General features: G+C 29.1%; 34 protein-coding genes, 1 tRNA gene and 4 pseudogenes. 10 read left to right on the forward strand and 29 right to left on the reverse strand.

Annotation, left to right across the window (positions count from 1 at the left end; all coding sequences use genetic code 11):
- The 5 genes and pseudogenes from ELQ05_RS08540 to ELQ05_RS08555 form a co-directional block, all read left to right on the forward strand.
- Positions 1–77 (forward strand): annotated as a pseudogene (locus ELQ05_RS08540) (methyl-accepting chemotaxis protein); the annotation flags it as partial.
- A 231-nt stretch (positions 78–308) separates the two neighbouring features.
- Positions 309–467, forward strand: a complete 159-nt coding sequence (locus tag ELQ05_RS06055) for an alkaline phosphatase PhoX (protein ID WP_166738669.1) — start codon at positions 309–311, stop codon at positions 465–467.
- Entirely contained in the window at positions 427–618 is a 192-nt protein-coding gene (locus ELQ05_RS08545) for an alkaline phosphatase PhoX (RefSeq protein ID WP_350308247.1), read from the forward strand. The genes ELQ05_RS06055 and ELQ05_RS08545 overlap by 41 nt, the downstream gene beginning before the upstream one ends.
- Positions 551–797, forward strand: a pseudogene (locus ELQ05_RS08550) (alkaline phosphatase PhoX); the annotation flags it as partial. The gene ELQ05_RS08545 and the pseudogene ELQ05_RS08550, both read left to right, overlap by 68 nt.
- A 33-nt stretch (positions 798–830) precedes the next feature.
- On the forward strand, positions 831–953 hold the full coding sequence (locus tag ELQ05_RS08555; RefSeq protein WP_350308248.1) for a hypothetical protein: 123 nt from the start codon (positions 831–833) through the stop codon (positions 951–953).
- A 40-nt stretch (positions 954–993) separates the two neighbouring features.
- Here ELQ05_RS08555 and ELQ05_RS08560 read toward each other — a convergent pair.
- From ELQ05_RS08560 to mqnP, 22 genes and pseudogenes are all read right to left on the reverse strand, one after another.
- Positions 994–2,697 (reverse strand): annotated as a pseudogene (locus tag ELQ05_RS08560) (GMC family oxidoreductase).
- Positions 2,698–2,707: 10 nt separating this feature from the next.
- Positions 2,708–3,112, reverse strand: coding sequence for a gluconate 2-dehydrogenase subunit 3 family protein (locus tag ELQ05_RS08315; RefSeq protein WP_180381620.1), 405 nt, complete (start codon positions 3,110–3,112; stop codon positions 2,708–2,710).
- The gene (locus ELQ05_RS08320; protein ID WP_180752893.1) at positions 3,109–3,342 is read right to left on the reverse strand and encodes a gluconate 2-dehydrogenase subunit 3 family protein; all 234 of its coding nucleotides are present in this window, start codon (positions 3,340–3,342) and stop codon (positions 3,109–3,111) included. The genes ELQ05_RS08315 and ELQ05_RS08320 overlap by 4 nt, the downstream gene beginning before the upstream one ends.
- Before the next feature lie 279 nt (positions 3,343–3,621).
- Positions 3,622–4,560, reverse strand: coding sequence for a thioredoxin-disulfide reductase (gene trxB, locus ELQ05_RS06075; RefSeq protein WP_070316683.1), 939 nt, complete (start codon positions 4,558–4,560; stop codon positions 3,622–3,624).
- Between the two features lie 133 nt (positions 4,561–4,693).
- The gene (trxA, locus tag ELQ05_RS06080; protein ID WP_002825604.1) at positions 4,694–5,008 is read right to left on the reverse strand and encodes a thioredoxin; all 315 of its coding nucleotides are present in this window, start codon (positions 5,006–5,008) and stop codon (positions 4,694–4,696) included.
- 56 nt (positions 5,009–5,064) lie between these two features.
- A complete protein-coding gene (locus tag ELQ05_RS06085) occupies positions 5,065–5,403 on the reverse strand; it encodes a YraN family protein (protein WP_070316682.1) in 339 nt (112 codons plus the stop codon).
- Positions 5,403–6,650, reverse strand: a complete 1,248-nt coding sequence (locus tag ELQ05_RS06090) for a homoserine dehydrogenase (protein ID WP_002896293.1) — start codon at positions 6,648–6,650, stop codon at positions 5,403–5,405. The genes ELQ05_RS06085 and ELQ05_RS06090 overlap by 1 nt, the downstream gene beginning before the upstream one ends.
- Positions 6,651–6,653: 3 nt before the next feature.
- Positions 6,654–7,856, reverse strand: a complete 1,203-nt coding sequence (locus ELQ05_RS06095; protein WP_096702712.1) for an LL-diaminopimelate aminotransferase — start codon at positions 7,854–7,856, stop codon at positions 6,654–6,656.
- 10 nt (positions 7,857–7,866) lie between these two features.
- Positions 7,867–8,673 carry a hypothetical protein gene (locus ELQ05_RS06100; protein WP_070316680.1) on the reverse strand — a complete coding sequence of 269 codons (807 nt, stop codon included), beginning with the start codon at positions 8,671–8,673 and terminating at the stop codon, positions 7,867–7,869.
- The gene (locus ELQ05_RS06105) at positions 8,667–9,605 is read right to left on the reverse strand and encodes a hypothetical protein (RefSeq protein WP_070316679.1); all 939 of its coding nucleotides are present in this window, start codon (positions 9,603–9,605) and stop codon (positions 8,667–8,669) included. Before ELQ05_RS06105 ends, ELQ05_RS06100 begins: the two co-directional genes overlap by 7 nt.
- Positions 9,598–10,281 (reverse strand): 23S rRNA (guanosine(2251)-2'-O)-methyltransferase RlmB, encoded by a 684-nt coding sequence (gene rlmB, locus ELQ05_RS06110; RefSeq protein WP_002866330.1) that lies wholly within the window; start codon positions 10,279–10,281, stop codon positions 9,598–9,600. Before rlmB ends, ELQ05_RS06105 begins: the two co-directional genes overlap by 8 nt.
- Positions 10,282–10,294: 13 nt before the next feature.
- Positions 10,295–11,119 carry a 16S rRNA (cytidine(1402)-2'-O)-methyltransferase gene (gene rsmI, locus ELQ05_RS06115; protein WP_070316678.1) on the reverse strand — a complete coding sequence of 275 codons (825 nt, stop codon included), beginning with the start codon at positions 11,117–11,119 and terminating at the stop codon, positions 10,295–10,297.
- Between the two features lie 2 nt (positions 11,120–11,121).
- A complete protein-coding gene (rpmE, locus tag ELQ05_RS06120; protein WP_002851603.1) occupies positions 11,122–11,322 on the reverse strand; it encodes a 50S ribosomal protein L31 in 201 nt (66 codons plus the stop codon).
- Positions 11,323–11,400: 78 nt separating this feature from the next.
- Entirely contained in the window at positions 11,401–12,057 is a 657-nt protein-coding gene (locus ELQ05_RS06125) for a 16S rRNA (uracil(1498)-N(3))-methyltransferase (protein ID WP_070316677.1), read from the reverse strand.
- A gap of 1 nt (position 12,058) precedes the next feature.
- Entirely contained in the window at positions 12,059–12,466 is a 408-nt protein-coding gene (locus ELQ05_RS06130; protein WP_070316676.1) for a hypothetical protein, read from the reverse strand.
- Positions 12,466–12,891, reverse strand: coding sequence for a cytochrome c (locus tag ELQ05_RS06135; RefSeq protein ID WP_070316675.1), 426 nt, complete (start codon positions 12,889–12,891; stop codon positions 12,466–12,468). The genes ELQ05_RS06130 and ELQ05_RS06135 overlap by 1 nt, the downstream gene beginning before the upstream one ends.
- Positions 12,891–13,472, reverse strand: a complete 582-nt coding sequence (locus ELQ05_RS06140) for a 6-carboxytetrahydropterin synthase (protein WP_002858675.1) — start codon at positions 13,470–13,472, stop codon at positions 12,891–12,893. The genes ELQ05_RS06135 and ELQ05_RS06140 overlap by 1 nt, the downstream gene beginning before the upstream one ends.
- The gene (locus tag ELQ05_RS06145; protein ID WP_052776107.1) at positions 13,469–14,212 is read right to left on the reverse strand and encodes a 7-carboxy-7-deazaguanine synthase QueE; all 744 of its coding nucleotides are present in this window, start codon (positions 14,210–14,212) and stop codon (positions 13,469–13,471) included. The genes ELQ05_RS06140 and ELQ05_RS06145 overlap by 4 nt, the downstream gene beginning before the upstream one ends.
- Positions 14,213–14,214: 2 nt before the next feature.
- Entirely contained in the window at positions 14,215–15,177 is a 963-nt protein-coding gene (gene moaA, locus ELQ05_RS06150; RefSeq protein ID WP_052776106.1) for a GTP 3',8-cyclase MoaA, read from the reverse strand.
- A 12-nt stretch (positions 15,178–15,189) separates the two neighbouring features.
- Positions 15,190–15,705 (reverse strand): DUF6115 domain-containing protein, encoded by a 516-nt coding sequence (locus tag ELQ05_RS06155; RefSeq protein WP_002851715.1) that lies wholly within the window; start codon positions 15,703–15,705, stop codon positions 15,190–15,192.
- Positions 15,702–16,199, reverse strand: a complete 498-nt coding sequence (locus tag ELQ05_RS06160) for a hypothetical protein (RefSeq protein WP_002854663.1) — start codon at positions 16,197–16,199, stop codon at positions 15,702–15,704. Before ELQ05_RS06160 ends, ELQ05_RS06155 begins: the two co-directional genes overlap by 4 nt.
- On the reverse strand, positions 16,190–17,074 hold the full coding sequence (gene mqnP, locus ELQ05_RS06165) for a menaquinone biosynthesis prenyltransferase MqnP (protein ID WP_070316674.1): 885 nt from the start codon (positions 17,072–17,074) through the stop codon (positions 16,190–16,192). Before mqnP ends, ELQ05_RS06160 begins: the two co-directional genes overlap by 10 nt.
- Before the next feature lie 70 nt (positions 17,075–17,144).
- Here mqnP and miaA point away from each other — a divergent pair, with 70 nt between their 5' ends.
- Entirely contained in the window at positions 17,145–18,014 is an 870-nt protein-coding gene (gene miaA, locus ELQ05_RS06170; RefSeq protein ID WP_052825531.1) for a tRNA (adenosine(37)-N6)-dimethylallyltransferase MiaA, read from the forward strand.
- Here miaA and ELQ05_RS06175 read toward each other — a convergent pair.
- Positions 18,000–18,563: a manganese efflux pump MntP family protein gene (locus tag ELQ05_RS06175; protein ID WP_052825530.1), complete on the reverse strand. Its 564-nt coding sequence runs from the start codon at positions 18,561–18,563 to the stop codon at positions 18,000–18,002. The genes miaA and ELQ05_RS06175 overlap by 15 nt on opposite strands.
- 149 nt (positions 18,564–18,712) lie before the next feature.
- Between ELQ05_RS06175 and ELQ05_RS06180 the strand changes: the two genes are divergently transcribed.
- A tRNA-Glu gene (locus ELQ05_RS06180) sits at positions 18,713–18,787 on the forward strand.
- A 136-nt stretch (positions 18,788–18,923) separates the two neighbouring features.
- On the opposite strand, the gene ELQ05_RS06185 is transcribed toward ELQ05_RS06180, so the two are convergent.
- Entirely contained in the window at positions 18,924–19,106 is a 183-nt protein-coding gene (locus ELQ05_RS06185; protein ID WP_052825529.1) for a hypothetical protein, read from the reverse strand.
- A gap of 268 nt (positions 19,107–19,374) precedes the next feature.
- Between ELQ05_RS06185 and sodB the strand changes: the two genes are divergently transcribed.
- The 3 genes from sodB to ELQ05_RS08430 all read left to right on the forward strand — a co-directional run bounded on the left by sodB (position 19,375) and on the right by ELQ05_RS08430 (position 20,795).
- Positions 19,375–20,037 carry a superoxide dismutase [Fe] gene (gene sodB, locus ELQ05_RS06190; protein WP_052825528.1) on the forward strand — a complete coding sequence of 221 codons (663 nt, stop codon included), beginning with the start codon at positions 19,375–19,377 and terminating at the stop codon, positions 20,035–20,037.
- A 67-nt stretch (positions 20,038–20,104) separates the two neighbouring features.
- Positions 20,105–20,323: a hypothetical protein gene (locus ELQ05_RS08425; RefSeq protein WP_052825527.1), complete on the forward strand. Its 219-nt coding sequence runs from the start codon at positions 20,105–20,107 to the stop codon at positions 20,321–20,323.
- A gap of 109 nt (positions 20,324–20,432) precedes the next feature.
- Positions 20,433–20,795 (forward strand): hypothetical protein, encoded by a 363-nt coding sequence (locus tag ELQ05_RS08430; protein ID WP_052825526.1) that lies wholly within the window; start codon positions 20,433–20,435, stop codon positions 20,793–20,795.
- A gap of 12 nt (positions 20,796–20,807) precedes the next feature.
- Here the strand turns inward: ELQ05_RS08430 and ELQ05_RS06205 are convergent, their stop codons facing one another.
- The 5 genes and pseudogenes from ELQ05_RS06205 to ELQ05_RS06225 all read right to left on the reverse strand — a co-directional run bounded on the left by ELQ05_RS06205 (position 20,808) and on the right by ELQ05_RS06225 (position 25,688).
- Positions 20,808–22,013, reverse strand: a complete 1,206-nt coding sequence (locus ELQ05_RS06205; protein ID WP_134240019.1) for a saccharopine dehydrogenase family protein — start codon at positions 22,011–22,013, stop codon at positions 20,808–20,810.
- Between the two features lie 35 nt (positions 22,014–22,048).
- Positions 22,049–22,957 carry an ABC transporter ATP-binding protein gene (locus tag ELQ05_RS06210; RefSeq protein WP_072238660.1) on the reverse strand — a complete coding sequence of 303 codons (909 nt, stop codon included), beginning with the start codon at positions 22,955–22,957 and terminating at the stop codon, positions 22,049–22,051.
- On the reverse strand, positions 22,941–24,557 hold the full coding sequence (locus ELQ05_RS06215; protein ID WP_002866338.1) for an iron ABC transporter permease: 1,617 nt from the start codon (positions 24,555–24,557) through the stop codon (positions 22,941–22,943). The genes ELQ05_RS06210 and ELQ05_RS06215 overlap by 17 nt, the downstream gene beginning before the upstream one ends.
- A complete protein-coding gene (locus ELQ05_RS06220; RefSeq protein WP_134240020.1) occupies positions 24,557–25,561 on the reverse strand; it encodes a Fe(3+) ABC transporter substrate-binding protein in 1,005 nt (334 codons plus the stop codon). Before ELQ05_RS06220 ends, ELQ05_RS06215 begins: the two co-directional genes overlap by 1 nt.
- Positions 25,558–25,688, reverse strand: a pseudogene (locus tag ELQ05_RS06225) (hypothetical protein). Before ELQ05_RS06225 ends, ELQ05_RS06220 begins: the two are co-directional and overlap by 4 nt.
- Positions 25,689–25,765 lie beyond the last annotated feature (77 nt).

Here is a 25,765-nt window from a genome sequence, read left to right on the forward strand (position 1 = left end):
AATCAGCTATTATTTCTAGCACAGTAAGTGATATAGCTAATAATATCTTAGAAGATGTTAAGAAGAAGAGGTTTTAATTAGTCATTTATACCTAGTGAAAAACTAGGTATAAATTTTTCCTTCGATTTAAATTTTCATCAAAATTTCTAAAAAGTTTCCAAATATTTCTATATTTCCATTGTTTTAAATTTTAATATGGAGTAAAAATAAATGGAAAGAATATTGTTTTTAAAAAGTTTAGCTTTAGGTTCTATGGTGGCTTTTTTTAAGTTCAAATTTAAGTGCTTTTTATGCTTAAGGATAAGGATTTGTTAGGTTTTAAAGCTGTTAGTGTAAGCACACAAGATAAAGTTATAGTACCACAAGGTTATGAGGCAAAGGTTTTAATTTCTTGGGGTGATTCACTTTTTAGTAAAGCAAAACTTTATGATGAAAATAAAATCATATGCAGTAAATCCAAGGACTAAAAATGTTTATGGACAAATTTTAAAATGGATGCCAAAAAATTCTCATAAAGACGATGATTTTACTTGGGAAATTTTTACTTTTGTTGGAAATCCTGATAACCAACAAGGCTTATATAAAGGCTCAAATAATATTACAAGTTATTATAAGTGAAAATAAATTTAATTCTCCTGATGGACTTAAATTTGATAGAGATGGAAGACTTTGGATACAAACAGATGGATCTTATTCTAATAAAGATGAATACGAAGGTATAGGAAATAACTGCATGCTAGCAGCAAATCCAAAAACAGGGGAAATGTTTTTTAACAGGGCCTATTGCTTGTGAATTAACAGGGATTGCTTTTAGTGAGGATTATACTACAATGTTTGTAGGCATACAACATCCAGGAGAAGATTTAAAAGGTAGTACTTTTCCTTATGGAAAAACGCCAAGATCGAGTGTAATGATGATAAGAAAACTTGATGGTGGAGTGATAGGAAGCTAATAAATTCCAAAAACTTAAGGCTTGGAATTTAATTACTGTATTAGCAATTACCAGTTTTTAAATATTTTATAATAGCTTTGCTAGCACGATAGGCTAAAGCATTTAAGGTTAAGGTAGGGTTGTAGCCTAGATTATGTGGAAAATTCCTGCACCTACGACAAAAAGATTATTAACATCCCAATGTTGTAAATAAGGATTAACTACACTTGTGTTTTTATCTGTACCCATTATAGTTCCGCCGGCAATATGTGTAAAAGTATACCAACTATTTGAAACTACTCCATAATCTCCTAATTTTGGCGAAGTGTAAATATTTTGCGCTCCCATTTCTTGCATGATGCTTTTTAGTTTTGGAAGCATAAAATTATAAAGATTTTTATCTTGCTTGGTAAAATTATAGGTTACGCGGATAAGTGGTAGTCCATAAGTATCTTTATAAGTTGGATCAAGGGATAAATAATTACCTATATAAGGAATAGATGCACCCTGAGCTCCAATATAAGTAAATCGAGTATAATTATAAATAGAAGCTTTTTTAAATTCGACTCCCCATGAAGGTGTGTTAGGTTCTGTAGAGTTTGAAGCTATAGGACGATCCCAGTTTTGAGAAAGTCTAAAACTTGCACCGTGGATAAAATCAAGTTTGGAATGATCGAAATTATCCCCATTAAAATCATCCATCCAATTGCAAAGTGCCCCAGCTCCAAGATAAGATTAAATGGATCTTTTAAAAAACCATTAACACTAGGTGTGATTTGATAGCTATAATTTTTTCCTAAAGTTCCTTTGCCTGTTTTTGGATTATAAATTTCGCCTATATTAGAAACCATTAAATTAGCATTGTTGAAAACATAAGAGCCTAGCATAACCACTTCTGCAGGCTGGATAAATTCTTCTAAAGTTAAAGTATTGATAAATTTTACCCCTGTCTTTACCATCTTTATGCAAAATTTCTAACACATTAGCATAAGTTTTAATATCTAAATTTTTTGTTGCTAAAGCTGAAGGTATGGTTGTTACTATAGGAAAAGCTTTAGCTCCATATTCGCAACCAAAATACTCACAAAAAGCACAATACTGACAGGCTCCCAAGCTTTGTTTGTCAGGATTTGTATAACTTTGAGAAGAATTTGAAGCAGGAACCATGCAAGTATGATACCCTAATTTTTTAGCCGCTTCTCTAAATTTTTTAAGCATAGTATTTTTCCAAAGGTGGATTAGGATAAGGATTGCTTCTTTTTTCTAAGAAAGGACTTTTATCTTCTCCAGAAACCCCAATTTTTCAACTTTATCATAATAAGGTTCCATTTCACATAAGTTACACCCCAATCCTGTATAGGATAATCTTTAGAAATTTTTATTTTTACTATAGCGTTCTTCGGTTTTGCTTTTTATTTCAAAATCATAAGGTAAAAAACGATAGCTCATACCATTCCAATGAACTCCTGCTCCACCTACATTATTTCCCACATCAAAAGTATAGTAATTTTTCTCATAGGCAAAGCCATTTTATCGCCTGAATTCCTAAAACTTTGAGTTTCTTTGCTTAAATCCTGTTTCATTGCAACATTATTGACATATTTATATTCATCGTGTGCACCCAAAAAATCAGAAGTATCTTGATGTCCATCCCTTTCTAAGGTGACAACTTTAAGTCCTGCTTTAGCGCGCTCATTTGCAACAATAGACGAACTCCAACCTAAACCTATAACAACAATATCTGTTTTTTAAGTATTTTTGCCATTTGTATTCCTTTAATGCGACATATCAGCCAAAGAAATAGGCTCTATCACTTCAAATTTATCTCCATCTAAAACTTGAGCTGCGTAAGTCATTTGTGCCCCCGGGAATTTTTTCATACGCCAAGCTTGTATATTTGCATTGCCACTATAAATTGGATCAGCATAAACTCCTGCTATAGTTATGTTTCTTAATTCTGTGAAAAAATCACTCGCCTTTATCTTATCTTCAAAAGAAACCTTGGTTTTATCTTGCTCAAAAGCTCTTAAGACTTCATCTTTTTGTTTTGCGCTAAGCTTTACAAAGCCTTTTTTATAATGAAGTTTTACTTCTTCATCTAAAGCATTAATTCCCATTTTAAAAAGTTCAGCTCTAGTTAAAGGATATTGATAACCTTGATTTTTCTTTCCTTGTATCAAAGGTCCAAAGCGATAATCTTTTGCTCCACTTCCGTGTAATTTCCTGCAAGTTCATTATCTATAAAAATAGCTATACCTAATTTTTTAGCACCTGGTCCTAAATCATCTTTGGGAAAAATTCTTTCTACTGCTTCACTCAGAATATCAATTTGAATAGAATTCAAATTGTTTTGATTGTGCGTATGAGCAAAAACCATACTTGGTGCGCTAGCACCTACTAAAGCAAACAAAGATGAGGCTTTAAGAAAATTTCTGTGACTTTGTTTTTTGTCTATGTTTATTCCTTCCTTATTTTTTTAACATAAGTAAGTTATAGCTTTTAATATAAAAATATTAATTTAAAAAATAATATTTTTATATTTTTTTAAATATATAATTATGTAATATTATTAAATATAATTTAAATTATATTTAATAATATTTATAAAACATTATGAAAAATATTTTATATTTTTAAGGAGTGTTGATATAAAGATTTAGGCTAGGAATTCTAGCCTAATAAGAAAAAATCAATGCAAGCTTTCTATATAAGCCATAGCACTTAATGCAGCTACAGCTCCATCACCTGCAGCACAAATAACTTGCTTAGGTGCATCTTTTCTAAGATCTCCTGCGGCAAAAAGTCCAGCAACGCTAGTTTGCATTTTAAGATCAACACTTACTTGCCCAGCTCCTTCCATATTGCATAAAAACTTACCATCGTCTTGTTTTAAAATTTCATTTCTTACATTAAGACCAACAAAAGTAAAAATTCCTGGAACATTTAAATCTCTAATACTACCATCTTTTAATTTTACTTTTACACCAGTAACACCCATTTTATCACCATATACTTCATCTACGCTTGCACTAGTAATGAGTTCTATTTTTTCATTTTTCTTAACTTTTTCTACTGTAGATGGAGCTGCTCTAAATTCATCTCTGCGGTGGATAAGATAAACTTTAGAACAAATATTTGCTAGATACAAAGCTTCTTCTAAAGCTGTATCTCCACCACCTAAAACTGCAACTTCTTTATTTTTATAAAAAAATCCATCACAAGTTGCACAAGTGCTTACACCTTTTCCAAAAAATTCATCTTCGCCTTTAAAACCTGCTCTTTTTGGAGCTGAACCTGTACAAACTATCACAGCTTTAGCAAGTTCTGTTTTGCCACCTTCTAATTTGATGGTAAAACTTCCATCACTATTTTTTAAAATTTGCTCTACTCCAACCATTTCATGTTTTAAACCAAAACGCATACATTGTTCATTCCAAGGAGCCATAAAAGAAATTCCATCCATAACTTGGGCTACACCTGGATAATTTTCTATTTCAGAACTTGAGGTAATTTGTCCACCAGGCATACCTTTTTCAAACATTACTACATTCTTAAGACCACCTCTAGTTGCATAAAGTCCGGCACTAAGTCCAGCAGGACCTCCACCTATGATTGCTACATCTAACATTTATATTTCCTTTATATTGAATTTTATTATTAATAATGATATAAAAATTATTCTTAATAGTAGTTAATAAAAATTATTATTTAGTATAAATTTGAAATTTTTAAGAAGAAGGCTAGTTATACTAGCCTTTAGTTTATAGTAAAGAGTTTAGTTTATCGCTAATTGCTTGTTTAGATTGTGCACCAACGAGTTGATCTATAACTTCACCATTTTTAAAGAAAATAAGTGTAGGAATAGAGCGAACACCAAATTCAGCTGCTAAATCACCTTGTTCATCTGTATTTACTTTGCAAATTTTAGCTTTACCATCGAAGTCATTTGCAAGTTCATCAATAACTGGAGCAAGCATTCTACAAGGTCCGCACCATGGAGCCCAAAAATCAACTAAAGCTACACCTTCTTTTGCTTGAGCAAAATTATCACTTGTTAATTCAATATATTTTCCCATAATTTTTCCTTTCTTTAATTTTTGTCTAATTGTATTTTATTTTTTTAAATATCAGCTTAAAAACTTATATTTTCGCAAAATTGTATCACATCATTTTTAATGCAAATCAGATCAATCTGAAAATCCGATGAAATTCCATTTTTAAGATGATAAAATTCTATAGTTTTTAAAATTTTTTCAAGTTTTTTTCTATCCAAACGCTCAGAAACTTCATAGTTATTTTGAGTAAATTTAACCTCTATAAAATGTAAAATTTCATCTTTTTTGGCTATTATATCGATTTCTCCAAATTTAGAATGGAAATTTCTTTTTAAAATTTCAAAGCCTTGTTTTTTTAAAAATTTACAAGCCTTATCTTCACCTAAAATTCCATCTAAATAAGCTTTTAAACCCATTATTCTATACGCATCATAAAAGGCTTGGTTTTTATAAAATCTTGTTTGCGTAAAATTTCAAGCAAATTTTGTATGCTTTTTTCATAAGTTAAATGCGTAGTAAAAAACAAAGTACTGTAATTTTCATCATTTTTTTTAGGTTTTTGTAAAAAACTATCAATAGAAATATTATTTTCACTCATCAATTGTGTGATTTTAGATAAAACCCCTATTTTATCTTCAACTTTCACCCTTAAATAATATTTTGTATAAATTTCATCTTTGCTTAAAAGCTCGTATTCTAAAGTATTCACAAAACCAAGCATTGGTGCTTTTACCTGATCTCTTGCTATATCCATAAGATCTGAAATCACAGCACTTGCAGTGGCCTCTCCTCCTGCTCCTGCTCCATAATACAAACTTTCACCCAACAAATCTCCATTAATGCTTATAGCATTCATCACTCCATCAACTTTTGCAAGCATTTTTTCTTTATCTATCATAGTAGGATGCACTCTTAATTCTACTTTATTTTCACGCACCTTAGCTATACCTAAAAGTTTTATGGTAAATTCAAACTCATTAGCAAAATACATATCTTCAGGCGCAATTTCACTAATACCCTCGATCAAAATATCTTCAGGTTTAGCTTTAAGATTATAAGCGATACTTGATAAAACAAGCAGTTTATGTGCTGCATCTTGTCCTTCTATGTCAAAAGTTGGATCAGCCTCTGCATAACCTAAATTTTGAGCTATTTGTAAGGCTTGTTCAAAACTCATATTTTTTTGACTCATAGAACTTAAAATATAATTACTCGTGCCATTTAAAATCCCTTTTATAGCCAAAATATTATTTGCACTTAAACCTTCTTTTAAAACCTTGATAATAGGAATTCCTCCAGCCACACTTGCTTCATAACCAAAGGCTAAATTTTTAGCCAAATTTTCAAGTTCATAACGATGATAAGCAAGCATAGCTTTATTTGCAGTAACAACAGCTTTTTTCTTTTTTAAAATTTCACTCACTATTTTAAAAGCTTCATCCACTCCACCCATTAACTCCACAAAAACATCTACATCAGCATTTAAAATTTCTTCAACGCTATGAGTAATTGGAATTAAAGCATTTTTTTTAGGACTTCTAGCAAGAGCGATCACAGGAGTTATGCTTTGACCGCACCTTGCACGAATGAGTTTATCATTTTCTAAAAGAAATTTAACCACCGCACTTCCAACAGTGCCATAACCAAGAATCGCTACTTTCATAACTTACTCTTTTAAATATTTTTTGATATTGCGTGCAGCTTGACGTATACGATTTTCATTTTCAATTAAAGCAATTCTTACATACTCATCACCTGCTTCGCCAAAACCTACCCCAGGACTTACTGCAACACTAGCACGTTGTAAAAGTTGCTTTGAAAATTCTAAACTTTTTAAATGTCTTTTGCTTTCAGGGAGTTTTGCCCAAACAAACATACTTGCTCTTGGTTTTTGAAGTTTCCAACCTGCATTTTCAAAAGCTTCAAGTAAAATGTGCATTCTTTTATCATAAGTTGCACGAATTTCATCCACGCAAGTTTGATCTCCATCTAAAGCTATGGTAGCTGCTACTTGAATAGGTGTGTACATACCATAATCAAACCAAGATTTTATTTTTTTAAGTGCACTGACTAAGCGTTTATTTCCTACTACAAAACCCACACGCCAGCCCGCCATATTGTAAGATTTTGAAAGAGTGTAAGTTTCTACCGCTACATCTTTTGCGCCTTCAATTTCTAAAATAGAAGGAGTTTTATAGTCATCATAAGTTAAATCTGCATATGCAATATCTGAAATAATATAAAACCTTTCTTTTTTTGCCGTTGCTATCAATCTTTCATAAAAACTTTTTTCACAAGTTACTGTTGTTGGATTATGTGGGAAATTAACAACGACATATTTTGGACGTGGGATGCTTTCATTTAAAGTTTTATGCAAATTTTCAAAAAAATGATTTTCATCAAGTTCAAATTTTTCATTATAAGCTAAAGGCATTTTTGCTACATTACCCCCTGCTATAATAAAAGCTTGAGTATGTATAGGATAAGCAGGAGTAGGTACAATAGCAACATCTCCAGGATTTATAATCGCTCTTGCAAGATTTACAAAACCTTCTTTTGAACCCATGGTAGCTACAACTTCATTTTCAGGATCTAGATTAACATTATATTTTCTTTTATACCAATTACAAATTGCTAAACGAAGTTTATAAATCCCCATGGATGTAGAATATCCTGAGGTTTTATCTTTGTTAGCACTTTCGCAAAGTTTATCTATAATGTGTTGAGGAGTTTTACCATCGGGATTCCCCATTGAAAAGTCGATGATATCCTCTCCAGCATGTCTTGCTGCCATTTTTATCGCATTTACTTCTGCGAAAACATAATTTGGAAGTCTTTCTATGGTATTAAAACGGATTTCATCAAACATTTCTTAATCCTTATTTTTTAAGTGTGATTTTTAAACCCCTGCGTATATTATCTAAACTATACATATCGCTTACAATAGCGTATATAGCACCATTTGGAATAAGTTCTGAAAAATGATTATTTTTATTTTCACTTTTTACTGCTTTAATTAGATTTAGATTTTTATCTAAAAAGAAGATTTTAGGAAACCAATTATCTAAATCATTTGCATCAATAATCAAATTTGTAGCATTTTTTAAATTAAGCACATAGTCTTTAAGGGGCTTTTCTAATGATTTTGGAGTATTTAAATTAACATTTGTGTTGGTTTTTAATACAGCATTGGAAAAATTTAAATCATATTCATAATCATATGTCCCAATACGCTTAATATTATCTATATAGACAGAATTTTCTTTTAAGAGATTATAAAGCGTTCCAGGATCTAAAACATATTGAGATTCTACTTGTATGGTATAGTCAATATTTCCTTCTCTTAAAATCAAATCTGTGGGGATAAAATATATGTATCCAGCATCTGTTAAAACATCAGATAAAATTTTAAAAAACATAACTTCATCAGCTTTTGCTTTAAAATTTAATCTTAGACTTTGAGGATTTGATAGTGTTAAGGCGATTAAAGAATTGGTTTTTAATATTTGAGATATTTTTGCAATATCACAATTTCCATTATTATCTATGTAAGAATTATTTGAAAATAATAATTCTAGTTGAGAATTTTTACTAGGATTGTTTACTAAATTTTTTGCCAAATCAAGACTTGAGATTGCAAAAGATATATTAACCCAAAGAGTAAGAATAATAATTTTTTTTACCATTCTTTACCTTTATTTAATTTTGCAAATTCAGCAGGTGAAATACTTGTAATTTTTCCATCTTTAATCAAGAAACGTTTTGAAATTCCTGCAGGAAATTTTTGTTCTTTATTTTCTTGATTAAACATTGTTAAAGCTGCAGCCCCTGTTAAAATTAACTGATCTTTATCTAAAGAAATGTTAAAATCTTTTTCTTTAACAAAGCTTGTTTTTTTAAGGTTTTTTAAATCTATCAAACCTATCCATATTTTGGAAGAAGTTTTAAAATGTGCTTCTTTTAAAGAATCAGTTTTTGGTGCATTTGTGTCTTCTTGGATTTGGGTATTTTTTTCTTCATCAAGTAGGGTTGTGTTATTTTCACTGATGTTATTTTCTATGCTTATGTTTTTATCATTTTCTTGTAATGAGATGTTTTGGCTTGGTAAAACGCTCTCTGTTTGATTTGTTTCTTGTGCTTTATTGTTGTCTATAACAACAACACTGTTTTCATCTAAAAATTTTAAATTTTCTTGTGCTTGTCCTATGATATCTATAACTGTTGCGCTAGTATTATTTTGTTCATCTTTGAAAAAAGTTTTAAGTGTATCAAAATAATAAATTCCACTTCCTATAATCACTAAAACAATAAGAACAATCAAAAAAGGCCAAGTGTTAGAGGATTTTTGACTATAAGCATCTAGTTTGGGGGTTATCATTTTTGATTTTGTTTGTGGAGTAGGATTGTTTTCGTTAAGATAAGCTTCATACTCTTCGTTAAAATCACTAAAGTCGAGTTCGTATTCTCTGCTTAAAATTTTAACAAAACCTTTAACATTAAAACGACTTAAAACAGCAAAATTCTTTTCTACTAAAGCTTCAAGAAAATCAAGTTCAATTTGCGTTTTTGTTGCAACTTCTTTTAAATTTAATTCTTGTATTTTTTTCCAATTAAGCATTTAACATCCTATCACAAAGTATTGCAAAAGCAGCGCTGACATTAAGACTATCAAAATTATTTTTCATCGCAATGCCCACACATTCATCGCATTTTTTTACAATTTTAGAGCTTAAACCAAAACCCTCACTACCCAAAACTAAAACTTTTTTACCATTGCTTATTTTTACACTGTGAATTTCTTTTCCCGAGCCATCGCTCGCATAAAAATAAAAACCTACTTGTTTTAGTTCGTTTATTACACTTAAAGCATCGTTGCTTATCACAATAGGTAAATCAAGAGCCGCTCCGCTGCTTGTGCGAATTACTCCTTCCATGGCTAATTTTTCACCAATAAAAATTAAAGCCCCAACCCCTAAAGCATAAGCTGTACGGGTGATAGCCCCTATATTTCCTACATCACTAATTCCATAAAGCATAACAATAAAATCATTTTTTTTGATCTCATTTAAATTTGCAAAAGAACTTTCTTTAATATCTAGCAAAAAACCTTGATGATTTCCACCTTTTGCATAAGCTTGAGCAGTTTTAAAATCAAGTTTTTTGATTTTAAAACCTGATTTTGCAATTTTGGAAAAAGTAGTTTTATCACATTCTTTTGCTAAATAAAGCTCATTGATACAGTCTTTATGATATTCTAAAATATAAAAAAATATTTGCTTCCCATAAACTATCATATTGAAATTTTACCTAATTTTGACTTAAAAGCAGTTTTTGATAAATTTCTTTTGCATTTTTTCCATTGAACTTTGATAATAATTTTGCTTTTGCTTTTAAAGGCAGCTCTAAATCCATAATATCTTTTTCACAAAGAGTATTTTGCAAAAAATTTTGTTCTTTTGATTGTAGTACTACAACCCATTCGCCGTTTAAATTAGACTTTTTTAAAATTTCAAAAAGCTCTTTAGCATTGCCTTTAAATTTATTTTCAAATTTTTTACTGATTTCTTTAATTAAAAAAATTTCTCTTTGACTATCTAGAATCATAATTTGTTCTATCAAAGATAAAATACGCTTGGGGGATTCGTAAATAATACTTGGATAAGGAAGATTTAAAATTTTTTCTATGTCTTTTTGTCTTTCATTGCCTTTATTTGCTAAAAAACCGATAAAGATAAATTCTTTTTGACAAAATGCTGAGCTTACAAGAGCAACTAAGGCTGCATTTGCACCTGGTAAAATTTCATAGGTGATATTATTTTCTTGTGCAAATTCTACCAAAGTCCTACCAGGATCACTAATTCCTGGCATTCCTGCATCGCTTAAATAAGCTACATTTTTTTCAAATATCTTTAAATCAATACTTGCTAAAACTTCTTTTTCATTATGAGAGTGTAAGGCTATAAATTTAGAAATATGTATATCAGTGTGAAATTTCGCATTTAATAGTGAAATCAAAGACTTGCTTACTCTTGTATCTTCACAAAACACAAGATTGCAAGTCTTTAAAAGTTCTAAGGCTCTAAAAGAAATATCGCTTAAATTTCCTATGGGGGTAGGAATAAAATAAAGCATAATTATTGCATTGCGTATTTTTTCTTAAATTTCTCTACACGACCTGCAGCATCTACAATTTTTTCACTACCTGTAAAAAAAGGATGGCAATTTGAACAAATATCTACTCTTAATTCTGCTTTGTTTGACTTTGTTGTAAAAGTATTTCCACAAGCACAACTTACTTTGCATTCTACATATTCTGGGTGAATTTCTTTTTTCATTAGTTTTCCTTAAAAATTAAAACAATAAGCCGTGATTATAAATTATTTAACATAAAAAAGAGATTAATTTAAGAAAAGTTAAAGCAAAATTTTTGAAGCTATGGCTATAATAGCTGTTTGACTTTTTAGAATATTAGAGCTTTTAAGAGAGATTTTCCGGTTAAACAATAATCTCTCATCATTGTTAAATCCACCTTCAGGACCTATAAAATATAATTCTTTTTCATCGAAATGACTTTGTTGTTTTCCTTGAAAATCAACCATAATTGCATTCGGAAATTTTTGAACAAATTCTTGAGTGCTTTGGTGGATAATTAAATCCATTTTAGTATTTCTACCGCATTGTTCACAAGAGGAAATAATGATTTTTTCAAATCTTTCTAAATCAATTTTAAAATTTCTTTGTGAAAAATTTGTAAAAACCAAATGTAGCTTTTTGACTCCAAGTTCATTTAAGAAAGGTAGAGTTTTTTCTAAAATTTTAGTATCTATAATGGCTAAGGCTAAGTTTAATTCACTTTGTTTTATATTTTGTGATTTTTTGTTTAAAAATTTTAAAGTGCAAGAATTTCTTGTTAAATTCAAGATTGTATAGTTATAAAGAAAATTATCTTGTAAATTTCTAAGATTTAGCTCCGAATTTTCCTTTACTCTTCTTGCTTTTAAATGGTTAAAGTTTTCACCTTGAAGTTGTATAAACTCTTCTCCAGCCTGCTTGTTATACAAAAATTGCATTTTATAGATATCTTTCTATTAAAAAAGGCAAAAACAATAAAAAAATTTCAAAAGGTAAAATCAAACAACTAATCCATCTAAAAGTGGCATATTTTCTAAATCTTCTTGCTCTTTTAAAACAAATAAAATGAAAAATTGCTAAAGCAAAAATCAAGATCCAAGAAAAAATCATTACCCAGATATTAAAATTTATTTGAAATTGTTTCATTGCTGATAATAAACAACCTGTAAAAATAATCAAAGCTAAAAATAAATAATAAATTGGTAAAAACAATCGTATTCTACGAATAAAAATGAATTCGGTTTTAAAATTCCCTTGTGTTAATATAAGATAAAAAAGCATTAAAAAACCGCTCGCATAAAGACTATAAAGATGTAAAGCTAAAAAGAATTCATAACTTTGATCCATTATTTTCCTTTATTTATAAAATCAGCTAAATTTTGAATTTGTTCATCACTTAAAAAACTGTGATTTTTATCTTTTTTCATTTTTATTTTTTGTATAAAAATTTTATTGCCTAAGGTTTTAATGGCCGTGCTGTTTTTAGGTTTTAATTCCCCTTTTTCTCCATGACAAGTGGCACATTTTTGTTTATATAAAGAGTTGATAATGCTAGGATTGACTTCATGTTCATCATCTGAACTTTGTACTTCATCATCCACAGGTAAAGGCAGGTTGGAGTCACTTAATTCTGTTTTTTCATCGTTTTGTTCTATTTGGACTACTTCTTGATCTGTATTTTGAGTCTTGGAAATATTTTTTTCATCATTAGAACAGGCAGATAAAACTAATAAAAAAAAACTTAAGGCAATTAAAATTTTAGCTTTTTGCATTAAATCTCCTTTGGATTTATAAAAATTTCTTCATTTTTTAATTTGTTGTAAAAATCTATATCATTCCATTCTGCTTTAATGCCATTGGAAAATTCTATGTCTTGAAGTGAAATTTTTGGCATTAGTTCACTATAGGCATCTTCTCTAAAACCTTGTGCATAGCCTGTTCTTGTTTCATGAACAATGATGCTTTGTAAAGTCACTCCTTGTTCTCCATTTACCATTTTTGTTTGTTTTAATAAAGCGTCTATAAGTATGAAAAATACACGACAAAAATTTTCAGCACTTACATTAACAGGCAGGCAAATCCAACGACTTGAATATTTTTTCATTTCTTCTAAATATTTTGCATCATCATATTTAAAAAGAGTGATAGCATGATCAAAACTATCAATAATTTGGCGTATATAGGTTTTTAAAAGTCCAAAATCATAGACCATTCCAGCATTATCTAAATATTTGCTTTCAAGTAAAACTTCAACTTTGTAAGAATGTCCATGAATGCTACTTTTGCAACGCTTAGAAGAACAAAATCTAACAATGTGTGCGTTTTCAAATTCAAATAATTTTCTTATAATCATACACCCTCTTTATCGTTCCAAAGACGAATATGAATTCTATCAGAATAATTATAACCATTCTTAATACAAAATTCAGCAATTTTTTGAGCATTTTTTTTAAGGTTTTGCTCATTTTCACCCATAGGCATACAAAAAATTTGATTTGGAGCTTCTTTTAGAATTTCATTGATTTCTAAAAATGAATTATCAAGGGTATTGGCATCTAAAACAAATTTATAAAAACTATCTTTTGCGTAATTTTTAAATGCTTTTAAAGCTTTAAAATTTAATCGTTTATCTTTTTTTATCCCACTATTTTGGAGTTTAACGCTTAAAGCAAAAATACATTCTTTGTAAAAAGGATATCTATCAAAATCAATTTCTATGCTTCCATTGCTTTCAAAGTGTATTTCGAATTTATTTTTTAATAACATTTGAATAAATTCTATAAATTCAGGATTTTCATAATGGATTAATGGCTCTCCACCTGTGATAACAACTATAGGATCAAAGTCTTGTTTTAATTTTGTTACTCTTTTTAAAAGTTCATTAGCATTTAAAGTTTCATAACTTTCTTTAAAATCTTTTGTGAAAACAGCCCTTATTGTATCGCATCCGATGAGAGTTTTATCGTTTTTTGATATTTTTACATTAAAACCTAAACAATTGAAATTACAACCAGCAAAACGCATAAAAATAGCTAATTTTCCATTATATTTTCCTTCTCCTTGAATGCTTAAGAAACTTTCAACAAGTTGCAAAATTAACCTCCAGTTTGATAAAAAGCACGAGATGAGGTTTCATTATCAACAACACTCCATTTATTTTTTTCTGGTTTATTTCTTAATACTTCTTGTAATATTTCTACAGCGGCTTTAATATCACCTTTTCGAACCGCTTCTTTTATGCTTAATGCTTCATCAAAATAAAGGCAAGGTATTAACAAGCCTTCAGCACTTAAGCGTATGCGATTGCAAGAATCGCAAAATTCATGGCTATGAGGATCTATAATTCCAAATTCATAATCATCTGCCTTATAAATACTCACAGGTGCTTTTTCATCTTTTTTTATAAGTTGAATTTGATATTTTTGACTCAAAATTTGTATAATTTCATCTCTTTTTAATCCTTGTAATTTACCATAAGCATGAGTGTTTTCCATAAATTCTATAAAGCGAATTTGAGCTTTTTTTGATTTTGCAAATTCCAAAAGAGATATCAGTTCATCATCGTTTAAATTTTTAAGAGCTACAGTATTAAGTTTTACTTTCAAATCTAGATTTAAAGCTTCATCAATTCCAGATAAAACACTATCTAATATATCTTTTTGCGCAAGAGTTTTTGCTTTTTTGTGATCTAGGGTATCAAGTGAAATATTAAGTCGTTTAAGTCCAGCATTTTTTAGGTCTTTAGCGAAGTCTTTTAGTAAAAATCCATTTGTAGTTATAGCAAGGTCAATATCTCTTTTATAATCGCTAATCATTTTTATAAAAATACTTAAATCTTTTCTTAATAAAGGTTCCCCACCTGTTATACGGATTTTTTCAATTCCTTCGTCTATAGCTGCTTTAACAAATAAAAAAAGTTCTTCGAAGCTTAATAAATTTTCTTTTGGCTGATAATCGAAAGGAATTTTTGGCATACAATAAAGGCAGCGAAAGTTACATCTTTGTGTAACTGAAATTCTAAGATAATTTATCTTTCTACCGAATTGATCTATAAGCATTTATTTTCCATTCTATTTTATTAATTTCTTAAATTTTAAGACAAGTTCTACATTTCCAGTGCCAATGCGTAAATCTTTAGCGATTTGTTCTATGCTTTTTCCTTCTTTGAAAAGATTTTCTATTTTTTGTTCTTCTGTATCGTAATTTGGTGTAAGTTTAGCCATGCTTTGTGCTTTTTGTTCTAAATTTAAAAGACGATTTTGTTGTTCATTTTGAAAATCTTCTATGATATGTTCCATAGTTTTTAGTGTTCTTAAAACAGGAGTGATTTTTGAACTGATTTGTTTATCAAGTTCAATCATAATTTCTTCTTTTAAAAGAGAGGTTTTATAGTCTTCATCCTCTTCACTATCATCTTTAACTCCTAATTCTTTACGAAAATAATGAAGTTCTTTGGTAATATCTTCTATCACATTTTGAAGTTTTGCTATTTTTGCATTATTTTCTCTTTCTTTGATATTCATGTAGGCTAGCATTGCAATTAAAAGCACAATTATAAAAACTAAATAAAGTACATCATCACTCATTCTTGGCCTTTCTTATTTCTTATCATATTTCTTTGAATTTCAACAACAAAAGCATCAAAAGCCATTTTGTCTTCAGGCTTAATTTTGATAATTTTTGCCAATGTTTGACTTTGAGCTTTGATAAAAATAGCTATTTTTTGATTATTTAAATCAAATCTTAAATAATATTCTTTATCTTCTTCTAAAATAGTATCCAAAAAATTTAGATATTCAAAATTTAAAGATTCTATTACCCCTTTTTGTTTAAGTGGTATAAGTTCTTTATTTTTATCTAAAGAATTTTCAAGCCTTAAAATATCTTCTTTTAGACTTAAAAGAAGATCAAAAATAATTTTTTCACCCTCATCAAAATCAATGCGTAAAGCAAGTTTTTTCCATTTTAAAATTTGAGAAATTGCTCCAAGTTTTAGGTATTCTCCAAGAAAACGGTTATTTTCTATTTCACAACATTCTAAATGAGCTTCAAATCCTGCTTTAAAAAGTGTTAATTCCATAATAAATCAATCCAAATAAAAATAAAAAAGATAATACTTAAATAACCATTTAGAGTAAAAAATGCTCTATCAATATGAGCAAAATTCTTGTGAACAATTTTATGTTCCAAGGCTAAAATAATACCGCTTATAATTACTCCAATAAGTGCTATTTTTCCAAGTGCTACACCCCAAACTTCCCACACAAAAAGAAGCCAAAATAATACCGCTAAAATATGGCAAAAAGCTGATATAAATAAAGTAGTCTTTGAACCAAATTTAGCAGGAATAGAGTGAAGTCCTATTTTTTTATCATACTCCATATCTTGTAAAGAATAAAGCAGATCAAACCCAGCTGTCCAAAAAGTTACACCTAAACATAAAATAACGCTATAAATGTGAATTTCACCCATAATTATAACACTTCCTGCAATAGGCGCAAGTCCTAAACAAAATCCCAAAACTAAATGCGCTAAAGAACTAAAGCGTTTAAAAGCTGAATAAATAGCCAATACAAAAAGCACAGGAAAAGACAAATAAAAGGCCAAGGTATTAATAAAATAAGAACATGATATAAAAATAAGTGCATTAATAATAATAAAAATCCATACACTTTTTCTACCTATTTTTCCACTGACATTAGGGCGATTTGCACAACGAGGATTATCCTTATCTATATCTTCATCCATTAAACGATTTGTAGCCATCGCAAAATTTCTTGCACTTACCGCACAAATAATGCCTAAAATCAATGCCTTAAAACCAAACCAAGCAGTGTCATTTGCAAGTTTTGATGCTACAATCATAGAGGAAAATAAAAAAGGCAAAGCAAAAATAGAATGCTTAAATACTACAAGTTCTAAAATATCTTTAAATTTTATCCAGAATGTGTTCATTTTTCTACTTTAAAATATTTTTTGCTATGATTTTACTAAAATTTTTATAAATTTTAGGATAAATATTAAAATGTTTTTTGAAATAGCATTAATAGGAACAACCGCGAGTGGAAAAACATACATAGCCAATACTTTAGCAAGAGAATTTGATGCTGTTGTTTTAAGTCTTGATAGTCTTTGTGTTTATAAAGAGATTAATATAGCAAGTGCCAAGCCTTCACAAGATGATCTTGCGAGTATAAAATACTTCGGGGTAAATTTATTGAGTGTGAATGAACATTTTAATGTTGAGTTATTCATAAGGGAATACCAAAAAGCAAAAGAATTTGCTTTAGCTAGAAATTTGCCTCTGATTATAGTAGGTGGAACTGGATTTTATTTAAAAACTATGATAGATGGTTTAAGTGAAAAAACTTTAGAGCCACATAGTTCTTTAAATAATGATGAAATTTATGCTCTTTTATTAAATATTGATCCAAACTATAAAATAGAAAAAAATGATACTTATAGATTAAAAAAATGGCTGGGTATTTATGAACAAACAAGAGAAATTCCTAGTGAATTTTTAAAAAGAACACAAAAAACTGGGGTGCTTAAAGATATAGAAATTTATGAGCTTGCGTGGGATAAAGAAATTTTAAAAAAACGTATTAAAACTAGAACAAAAGAAATGCTTGATAATGGGCTTTTAGATGAAGCAAAAATTCTTTTTTCTAAATTTGATCATAAACTTAAAGCATTAAATTCTATAGGTTTGAAAGAGTGTAAAGAGTATTTAGATGGAGAAATTTCCTTTAAAGAGCTTGAAAATTTAATCACGATACATACTACGCAGCTTGCCAAAAGACAAAGAACTTTTAATAAAAAATTTCAAAGTAAAGCCTTGGAATTTGATAAAGCTTTAGCTACTTTAAGAATGAAATTTTCAATCGAAAAATAAATGTTCTATTAGAATTTTTACTCCTAGTATAATTAAAACCAATCCGCCTAAAAGTTCAGCTTTATTTTTAAGATAAATTCCAAATTTATTTCCTATTTTTAGAGCAATGATGCATAAAATGAAGGTGATAATACCTATTAAAAATATAGCTAATAATAAATTTACATTTAAAAATGCAAAACTCACACCAACTGCTAATGCATCGATACTCGTAGCAATTGCTAAAGCTAGCATGGTTTTAAAGCCAAATTGGTTGGCATTACTATCGCAATTTTCATTTTCCAATGACTCTTTGATCATTTTTAATCCTATTAAAGAAAGTAAAATAAAAGCTATCCAATGATCAATGCTCGCAATAAAAGATATAAAAGTTATGCCTATAAAATAACCAATAGTTGGCATCAAGGCTTGAAATCCACCAAAATAAATCCCAACAATAAGATAATGTTTTAAATGTAGTTTTTTAACACTAAAACCTTTGCATAGCGATACAGCGAAAGCATCCATTCCTAAAGCACAGGATAAAAAAATAAGACTATAAAAATCCATAATAAATCCTAAAAAATTTTATAAAAAATTGAAGATGAAATTATAATCAAACAAAAATAAAAATCACATAATTTTGATATATTTAATTAAATTTTAAGAAATAAATATATATAATTCAATTTCATTTTTATTTTTTACTCCTTAAAAGTGGCCCATTCGTCTAGCGGTTAGGACATCGCCCTTTCACGGCGGTAACACGAGTTCGAGTCTCGTATGGGTCACCACTTTTTAATTTTTCTTTTAAAATAATGATTTTTTCATTTTTTCTGTTAAAAATTTAATAAATATTAATAATTTATTTTGTAGAATACGAATAGCTTTTGATATAAGTCTATTATAGACTTATATCAAGGCTGGGCATTATTGAGCTGATGTTTGCTCTTTTGTTTTTTTGTGAGTTTTAGCTTCATGTTTTTTATCAGCTTTAGCTTTTGAATGATGAGCTTTTGTATGTGTTTGATTCACATTGCTTGGAGTATTAGCTGCAAAAACATTAACTGCGAAAGCACCTAGTAATGCTGAGATTAGTACAACTTTTTTCATATTTTCCTCCTTATGAATAATTTTTAGTTGCAAATTAATTGTAATTATTAAAAATCAACAAATAGATATTTTTTGTAAAAATATTTCAAAAAAATATAATTTTTTATATATATTTAAATTTTTATTAAAATATATTATAAATATATCTTATTTTATTATAGGTTAAACAAATAGAAATTTTACCCACCAAGCTTTTAAGATGTTTTTACTCTTTTTAATATTATTATGGTAATATTTTCAATATCAAACTAAAAATAAAGGAGAAATTATGTTTGAATTAAGAAAATTACCTTATGATACTAATGCTTTTGGTGATTTTTTGAGTGCTGAAACTTTTAGCTATCATCATGGAAAACATCACAATACTTATGTTACAAATCTAAATAATCTTATTAAAGATACTGAATTTGCAGGCAAAGATCTTGTAAGTATTATTAAAACTTCAAATGGGAGCGTATTTAATAACGCAGCTCAAGTTTATAATCATGATTTTTATTTTGATTGTATTAAGCCAAGTGCAGGCTGTGGCTGTGGTGGTTCATGTCAAAGTATGGATGCTAATTTACAAGCGGCACTAGAAAAAGAATTTGGATCTTTAGAAAATTTCAAAGCTGAATTTATCAAAGGTGCTACAGGAGTTTTTGGTTCAGGATGGTTTTGGTTAGTTTATAATACTAAAAATCAAAAACTAGAATTTGTAGGTACTTCAAACGCAGCTACACCAATTACTGAAGATAAAGTTCCTTTACTTGTTGTAGATGTTTGGGAACATGCTTATTATGTAGATCATCGCAATGCACGCCCTGCTTATTTAGAGAAATTCTATGCTCATATCAATTGGGAATTTGTTGCAAAAGCTTATGAATGGGCTTTAAAAGAAGGTATGGGATCGGTTAGCTTTTACGCAAATGAACTTCATCCTGTAAAATAATTTTAATCCTTTTTGTGCTAGAATGGATTTTGACATTAAGTCAAAATTCTATATAAAAAGGCTGAAAATGGATAATTCTTTATCTGCATATACTCAAAAATATGACAAAGAAGGTTATGGACTTCAATATCCTGATGGTCATGTTATAAGATTTTATGAGAGGATCTTAAAATACAAACTAAACAAAACAAGCGGAAAATTGCTTGATTTTGGTTGTGGAAATGGAGTGCATTCTGGGTATTTTAAAAATATAACAGGGGGGGGGTATAGAGCCTTATGGCATTGATATAGTTCCTAGTTTAAAAAAAGTTTGGGAAAAAGATCCTTGCTTAGATTCTAAAAATTTTCACATCATATCTCCTAATTCTAGTTTTAAAAAACTCTTCAATACAAAAATGGATTTTATATTTGCGAATCAAAGCTTATATTATCTTACAAAACAAGCTTTTAAAGAAGCTGTGCAAGAATTTTATGAATTATGCAATGAAGGGGCTGTTATATTTGCAACCATGATGAGCGATAAAGGCTATAGTATGTATGAAAGAGGAGAACTTATGGATAATGGCTTGCGTGAAGTAAAAGGATGTCCAAGTGGTAGATTAAGCGGTTCTTCATATATACGCTTTACTAAAGACATAGAAGAATTAAAAGAAGATTTTAAACCTTTTAAACCTTTATTTTGGGGAGATTATGAATTAATTAATCTGTATAATTTTGAAGGCAGTGTGGATCACTTTATTTATATAGGACAAAAGTAAGTGCTTTAGCACTTACTCTCCTAAACTCGGAGTCATTTCGATAATCTTCCAAGGAAGTCCTTGAGAATTCAGCTCTTCCATAAAAGGCTTAGCGTCAAATTCTTCCATATTAAATACGCCTTTTCCTTGCCAAATTCCTTTAGCGATTAATTTCGTGCCTATCATAGCGGGAACACCTGTAGTATAGCTCACAGCTTGTGCACCAGTTTCTTTATAGCATTCTTCGTGATTGCAAACATTATAAATATAAACTTGTTTGTCTTTTCCATCTTTTTTACCACGAATTACACAACCTATATTGGTATAACCTTTAGTGCGTGGTCCCAAACTTGCAGGATCAGGAAGTAAGGTTTTTAAAAATTCTATAGGAATGATTTCTTTTCCTTGGTGCATTACAGGTTTAATCCCTAGCATTCCAACATTTTCAAGACATTTCATGTGAGTTAAATAACTTTGTCCAAAGGTCATAAAAAAGCGTATTCTTTTTAAACCTTTGATATTTTTTACCAAACTCTCAAGCTCTTCGTGATAAAGCAAATAGCTATCTTTCACACCTACTTCTGGGTAATCCCATTCCATTTTTATTTCCATCGGTTCTGTTTCTATCCACTTGCCATTTTCCCAATAACGCCCTTTAGCAGAAACCTCACGCAGATTGATTTCAGGGTTAAAATTCGTCGCAAAAGCATAGCCATGATCACCTGCATTGCAATCTAAAATATCTATATAAGAAATTTCATCAAATAAATTTTGCTGTGCATAAGCACAAAAAACATTAGTTACACCAGGATCAAATCCACTTCCTAAAAGTCCTAAAATTCCTGCTTGTTTAAACTCATCATTTCTCGCCCATTGCTCTTTGTATTCAAATTTAGCCAAATCAGGATGTTCATAATTTGCCGTATCTATATAATCAATCCCTGCTTTTATACAAGCATCCATTAAACTCAAATCTTGATAAGGCAAAGCAACATTGAGTAAAATTTGCGCTCCTGTTTTCTTGATAAGTTCTACAACCGCATTGCTATCATCAGCATCAATTTGCGCCGTTTCAATTTGAACCCCTAAACGCTCTTTGATAAAAGCAGCGATTTCATCACATTTGCTTTTTGTTCTACTAGCTAAAGTGATTTTGCTAAAAGTATCAGAATTCATTGCGCATTTTGCAGTAGCCACACGACTTACCCCACCTGCGCCTATGATTAAAAGATTTTTCATGAAATTTGTCCTTAAAAGATTTTTAGGAATTTTAGCTAAAAATTGATAATATCAAAATTTATTTTTTCTTCTAAGTTATAATTTGAGCTTAATAACATAAAAAATTCTATATTTTTATATCTTAACTTAAGTCTATAAAAAGCCCCTAAAAATTCTTTTTGTAAAATTTTAGCCTCAAAGCGATTTCCTATTTTAAGTTCTGCATAACCAAAAATATAATTTTTTGAAGCTATCCAAGCAAAAAATTCATCTTCTAAATCAAGTTTTTTTTCTATGATATTTAAATCAGGTAAAATTTGCGCACTTTTAAAATCAGGCTTAAAATAAAGCTCTTTAGGATTTGCATGAGCTAAAATTTTTCCTTTTTCTAAAAAAGCGATTTGATCAGACATACAATAAGCATCTTCAATATCATGAGTTACCATAATAGCCGTAATGCCTTGATTTTCTATTATTTTTTTCAATTCTCTTCTTAAATCCTGTTTTAAATTTTGATCCAAATTAGAAAAAGGTTCATCTAAAAGCAAAAGCTTACATCCTCTTGCTATAGCTCTAGCAAAAGCCACTCTTTGCGCTTGCCCTCCTGAAATTTCATCGATTTTTTTATATCTTAAATCTTCAATTTCAAAAGTTTTAAGCAAATGATTTAAAATTTGATTTTTATCTTTTTTATCGTAAAGTGCAAAAAGTATGTTTTTCTCAACATTTAAATGAGGAAATAAAGCATAATTTTGAAACATCAAAGCCACTTCACCTTTGCAAGAAAACAAATCATAAGAACTAGCTTGTTCAAGCTTAGCAATAATCCTTAAAAGCGTGCTTTTTCCGCTTCCACTACCTCCTAAAATGCTTAAAAATTCTCCTTCTTTGACATGAAGATTGATATTTTCTAAAGCTTGTATTTTTCCAAAATTTTTAGATAAATTTTTAATTTCTAACATCATCTTTCCTTGTGATTTTATCCATCCAAACAACAACCATTAAAGAAAGAAAAACGATAAACAAGGAAGGCAAAGCTGCATCATAAATTCTTTCATCACTTGCAAACCAGAAAGCTTTAACACTTAAAGTTTCAAAGCCAAAAGGCGCTAAAATTCTACTTAAAGGAAGTTCTTTAATCGTATCAATAAAAACAATAATAAAAGCCAAAAATAAAAAATGTTTCATTAAAGGTGTGTGAATTTTAAAAAATAAAATAAAATAACTCGTTCTTAAATTTAAACTTGCCTCATCAATATTTAGATGAATTTTATTATAACCTCCTTCTAAAGAATAAATTGCACTCGCTAAAAAACGAATTACATAAGCAAAAACAAGAACAAGTAAAGAATTTCCTAATAAACTCATATGAAAAATTTTATCCAAAAATACAAAAAGCACTATAATGCTAATCCCTAAAGCAGCAGCAGGTATAGAATAACCCAAAGAACTTATTTTTAAAATAAATAAATTAAAAAAATGATTTTTAACTATCCTAGAACTAAACATCAAAAAATAAGCTAAAAAAGTGGTAATTAAAGCAGTGACTAAAGCTAAGATTATAGTTTGAAAACTGATAATATAAAATTGTGATTCAAAAAGCTTATGATCTTTTAACCCCCAATAAACTAGCCAAATAAAAGGTAAAATAAAACCTACAAAAGCAATCATAAAACAATAAATACAGGATAGAATTTGTTTAATAGGATTTAATTTTCTTTTTTTGATAAAAAGAGCTAAATTTTGATTAAAACTATAATGATGTTTATTTTTATAATAATAATCCACATACATAATCAAAAATACAAAAAGCATTAAAATACCCGATAAAACACTAGAAGAATAAGAATCATTCAAATCATACCAGAGTTTAAAAATTCCAGCCGAAAAAGTATCTACTCCCAAATAAGCACTTGCACCATAATCACTCAAAGTTTCCATTAAAACCAATAAAGCTCCAGAAAAAATGGCAGGTCTTGCACTCAAAAGTGCCACGCGTGTAAAAATTCTAAATTCGGAATATTTCATGATTTTAGCTACTTCATAAGCCTCTTTAGCTTCACTTTTAAAAGCTGTTTTAGCAAATAAATAAATATAAGGATATAAAGAAATAGCCAAAACAAAAATAACACCATAATGATTGAAAAAATCTATCCTAAAGCCAAAATTTTCATGAAAAAATCCTTGAAAATCCATAATTCCCACATAAACAAAGGCTAAAATATAAGCAGGTATGGCCAAGGGTAAAATGAGTAATTTTTCTAAAATTTTACAGAAATAAAAATCATAATTTGCGATCAAATAAGCAGAACTCACACCCAAAATCAAGCTTAAACACAATACTCCCACGCTAATTATAAAAGTATCTTTGATGAATTTTAAAAATAAATAATCAAAAAAATGACTCAAATTTTCTTTAATAGATGAAAATTGGGTTAAATCACTTGTATTAAAATTTTGAAATAAAATATAAAAAAGTTCAGCAAAAATACCAAAAATAGGCAAAACAAGAAAAAGGGCAAGTAAAATTGCCCCGAGTTTATAGTATTTTAGGGTTTTATACATTATCTAAAACCGACTTCATCGTAAATTTTAACAGCTTCTTTAATATTTTCTGCTATCTTACTCACAGGAATTTGATCTTCTTTGAAAGTTCCAAAATCTTTTACCGTTTGGCTTAATTCTACATCATTTCTTATAGGAAATTCATAATTACTATCAGTAAGAATTTTTTGAATTTCAGGACTTAACATAAATTCCATAAATTTTTTAGCCGCATCTTGATTTTTACTTGATTTTGTCATAGCAATACCGCTAATGTTAATATGCGTTCCTCTATTGTCTTGATTAGGAAAAATAATACCCAAAGAATTCCCCACTTCTACATCTTTTGGATTTTTAGAATTCTTTAAAAGCCCTATATAATAAGTATTCATAACTGCAAATTTAGCTTCGCCTGCAAATACTTGTCTGGCTTGATCTCTATCTCCACCCTTTGGATTTGTCGCAAGATTGTCAAGCACACCTTTAGCCCATGCTTTAGCCTCTTTATTTCCGTCATTAGCTATAATAGATGCTAAAAGAGTTTTGCTATAAGGAGCTGTAGCACTTCTCATAACAATTTCTCCTTTAAATTCAGCTTTTGCTAAATCTTCATAATTTTTCATTTTGCTAATGTCAATATTTGCGTTTTTGTTGTAAGCAATAATTCTTGCTCTTTTTGTAATCGCAAACCATTCTTTATCCTTATCTCTTAAATGAGCGGGTATAAATTCTTCTAAATATTTTGATGAAACAGGGGATAAAAGTCCTAAATTCTTAGCTTCTGTAAGATTTGAAATATCAGCTGTGATGAAAATATCAGCAGGAGAATTACTTCCTTCAAGAGAAAGTCTTTTAATAAGTTCTGAAGCTTTAGCTTGAGTATGATTGACCTTAATGCCCGTTTTTTCTTCAAATTTCTTAATAATCTGAAAATCAGCATCATAATGTCTTGCTGAGTAAATATTAAGCTCACTAGCACCTAAAAATGAAACAGCCGTTAAAAACATAAAGAAGATTTTTTTCATATTTTATCCTTTATTGAGAATTATACTCGGTTTTATTAAGATCTTTAAAATCAGTATGAGAATGTTCAGAGCAAGCAAAAGCAAAGCCAACGCATAGTAAAAATAAAATTATTTTTTTCATAGACATTAATTCCTTTTTAGATATTTTGATAAGAAATATTAATATTAAAAAGTAAATATGACGTAATCTTTATATTTTTATAT

Source organism: Campylobacter sp. US53, assembly GCF_004378995.1.
Lineage (GTDB): Bacteria > Campylobacterota > Campylobacteria > Campylobacterales > Campylobacteraceae > Campylobacter_D > Campylobacter_D jejuni.

Coding starts and splice junctions, on each gene's coding strand:
- ELQ05_RS08545 (WP_350308247.1), top strand. CDS start 427: ATGATGAAAATAAAATCATATGCAGTAAATCCAAGGACTAAAAATGTT.
- ELQ05_RS08555 (WP_350308248.1), top strand. CDS start 831: ATGTTTGTAGGCATACAACATCCAGGAGAAGATTTAAAAGGTAGTACT.
- trxB (WP_070316683.1), bottom strand. CDS start 4,560: ATGTTAGATGTAGCAATCATAGGTGGAGGTCCTGCTGGACTTAGTGCC.
- trxA (WP_002825604.1), bottom strand. CDS start 5,008: ATGGGAAAATATATTGAATTAACAAGTGATAATTTTGCTCAAGCAAAA.
- ELQ05_RS06085 (WP_070316682.1), bottom strand. CDS start 5,403: ATGGGTTTAAAAGCTTATTTAGATGGAATTTTAGGTGAAGATAAGGCT.
- ELQ05_RS06090 (WP_002896293.1), bottom strand. CDS start 6,650: ATGAAAGTAGCGATTCTTGGTTATGGCACTGTTGGAAGTGCGGTGGTT.
- ELQ05_RS06095 (WP_096702712.1), bottom strand. CDS start 7,856: ATGTTTGATGAAATCCGTTTTAATACCATAGAAAGACTTCCAAATTAT.
- ELQ05_RS06100 (WP_070316680.1), bottom strand. CDS start 8,673: ATGGTAAAAAAAATTATTATTCTTACTCTTTGGGTTAATATATCTTTT.
- ELQ05_RS06105 (WP_070316679.1), bottom strand. CDS start 9,605: ATGCTTAATTGGAAAAAAATACAAGAATTAAATTTAAAAGAAGTTGCA.
- rlmB (WP_002866330.1), bottom strand. CDS start 10,281: ATGATAGTTTATGGGAAGCAAATATTTTTTTATATTTTAGAATATCAT.
- rsmI (WP_070316678.1), bottom strand. CDS start 11,119: ATGCTTTATTTTATTCCTACCCCCATAGGAAATTTAAGCGATATTTCT.
- rpmE (WP_002851603.1), bottom strand. CDS start 11,322: ATGAAAAAAGAAATTCACCCAGAATATGTAGAATGCAAAGTAAGTTGT.
- ELQ05_RS06125 (WP_070316677.1), bottom strand. CDS start 12,057: ATGCAATTTTTGTATAACAAGCAGGCTGGAGAAGAGTTTATACAACTT.
- ELQ05_RS06130 (WP_070316676.1), bottom strand. CDS start 12,466: ATGGATCAAAGTTATGAATTCTTTTTAGCTTTACATCTTTATAGTCTT.
- ELQ05_RS06135 (WP_070316675.1), bottom strand. CDS start 12,891: ATGCAAAAAGCTAAAATTTTAATTGCCTTAAGTTTTTTTTTATTAGTT.
- ELQ05_RS06140 (WP_002858675.1), bottom strand. CDS start 13,472: ATGATTATAAGAAAATTATTTGAATTTGAAAACGCACACATTGTTAGA.
- moaA (WP_052776106.1), bottom strand. CDS start 15,177: ATGCTTATAGATCAATTCGGTAGAAAGATAAATTATCTTAGAATTTCA.
- ELQ05_RS06155 (WP_002851715.1), bottom strand. CDS start 15,705: ATGAGTGATGATGTACTTTATTTAGTTTTTATAATTGTGCTTTTAATT.
- ELQ05_RS06160 (WP_002854663.1), bottom strand. CDS start 16,199: ATGGAATTAACACTTTTTAAAGCAGGATTTGAAGCTCATTTAGAATGT.
- mqnP (WP_070316674.1), bottom strand. CDS start 17,074: ATGAACACATTCTGGATAAAATTTAAAGATATTTTAGAACTTGTAGTA.
- miaA (WP_052825531.1), top strand. CDS start 17,145: ATGTTTTTTGAAATAGCATTAATAGGAACAACCGCGAGTGGAAAAACA.
- ELQ05_RS06175 (WP_052825530.1), bottom strand. CDS start 18,563: ATGGATTTTTATAGTCTTATTTTTTTATCCTGTGCTTTAGGAATGGAT.
- ELQ05_RS06185 (WP_052825529.1), bottom strand. CDS start 19,106: ATGAAAAAAGTTGTACTAATCTCAGCATTACTAGGTGCTTTCGCAGTT.
- sodB (WP_052825528.1), top strand. CDS start 19,375: ATGTTTGAATTAAGAAAATTACCTTATGATACTAATGCTTTTGGTGAT.
- ELQ05_RS08425 (WP_052825527.1), top strand. CDS start 20,105: ATGGATAATTCTTTATCTGCATATACTCAAAAATATGACAAAGAAGGT.
- ELQ05_RS08430 (WP_052825526.1), top strand. CDS start 20,433: ATGGATTTTATATTTGCGAATCAAAGCTTATATTATCTTACAAAACAA.
- ELQ05_RS06205 (WP_134240019.1), bottom strand. CDS start 22,013: ATGAAAAATCTTTTAATCATAGGCGCAGGTGGGGTAAGTCGTGTGGCT.
- ELQ05_RS06210 (WP_072238660.1), bottom strand. CDS start 22,957: ATGATGTTAGAAATTAAAAATTTATCTAAAAATTTTGGAAAAATACAA.
- ELQ05_RS06215 (WP_002866338.1), bottom strand. CDS start 24,557: ATGTATAAAACCCTAAAATACTATAAACTCGGGGCAATTTTACTTGCC.
- ELQ05_RS06220 (WP_134240020.1), bottom strand. CDS start 25,561: ATGAAAAAAATCTTCTTTATGTTTTTAACGGCTGTTTCATTTTTAGGT.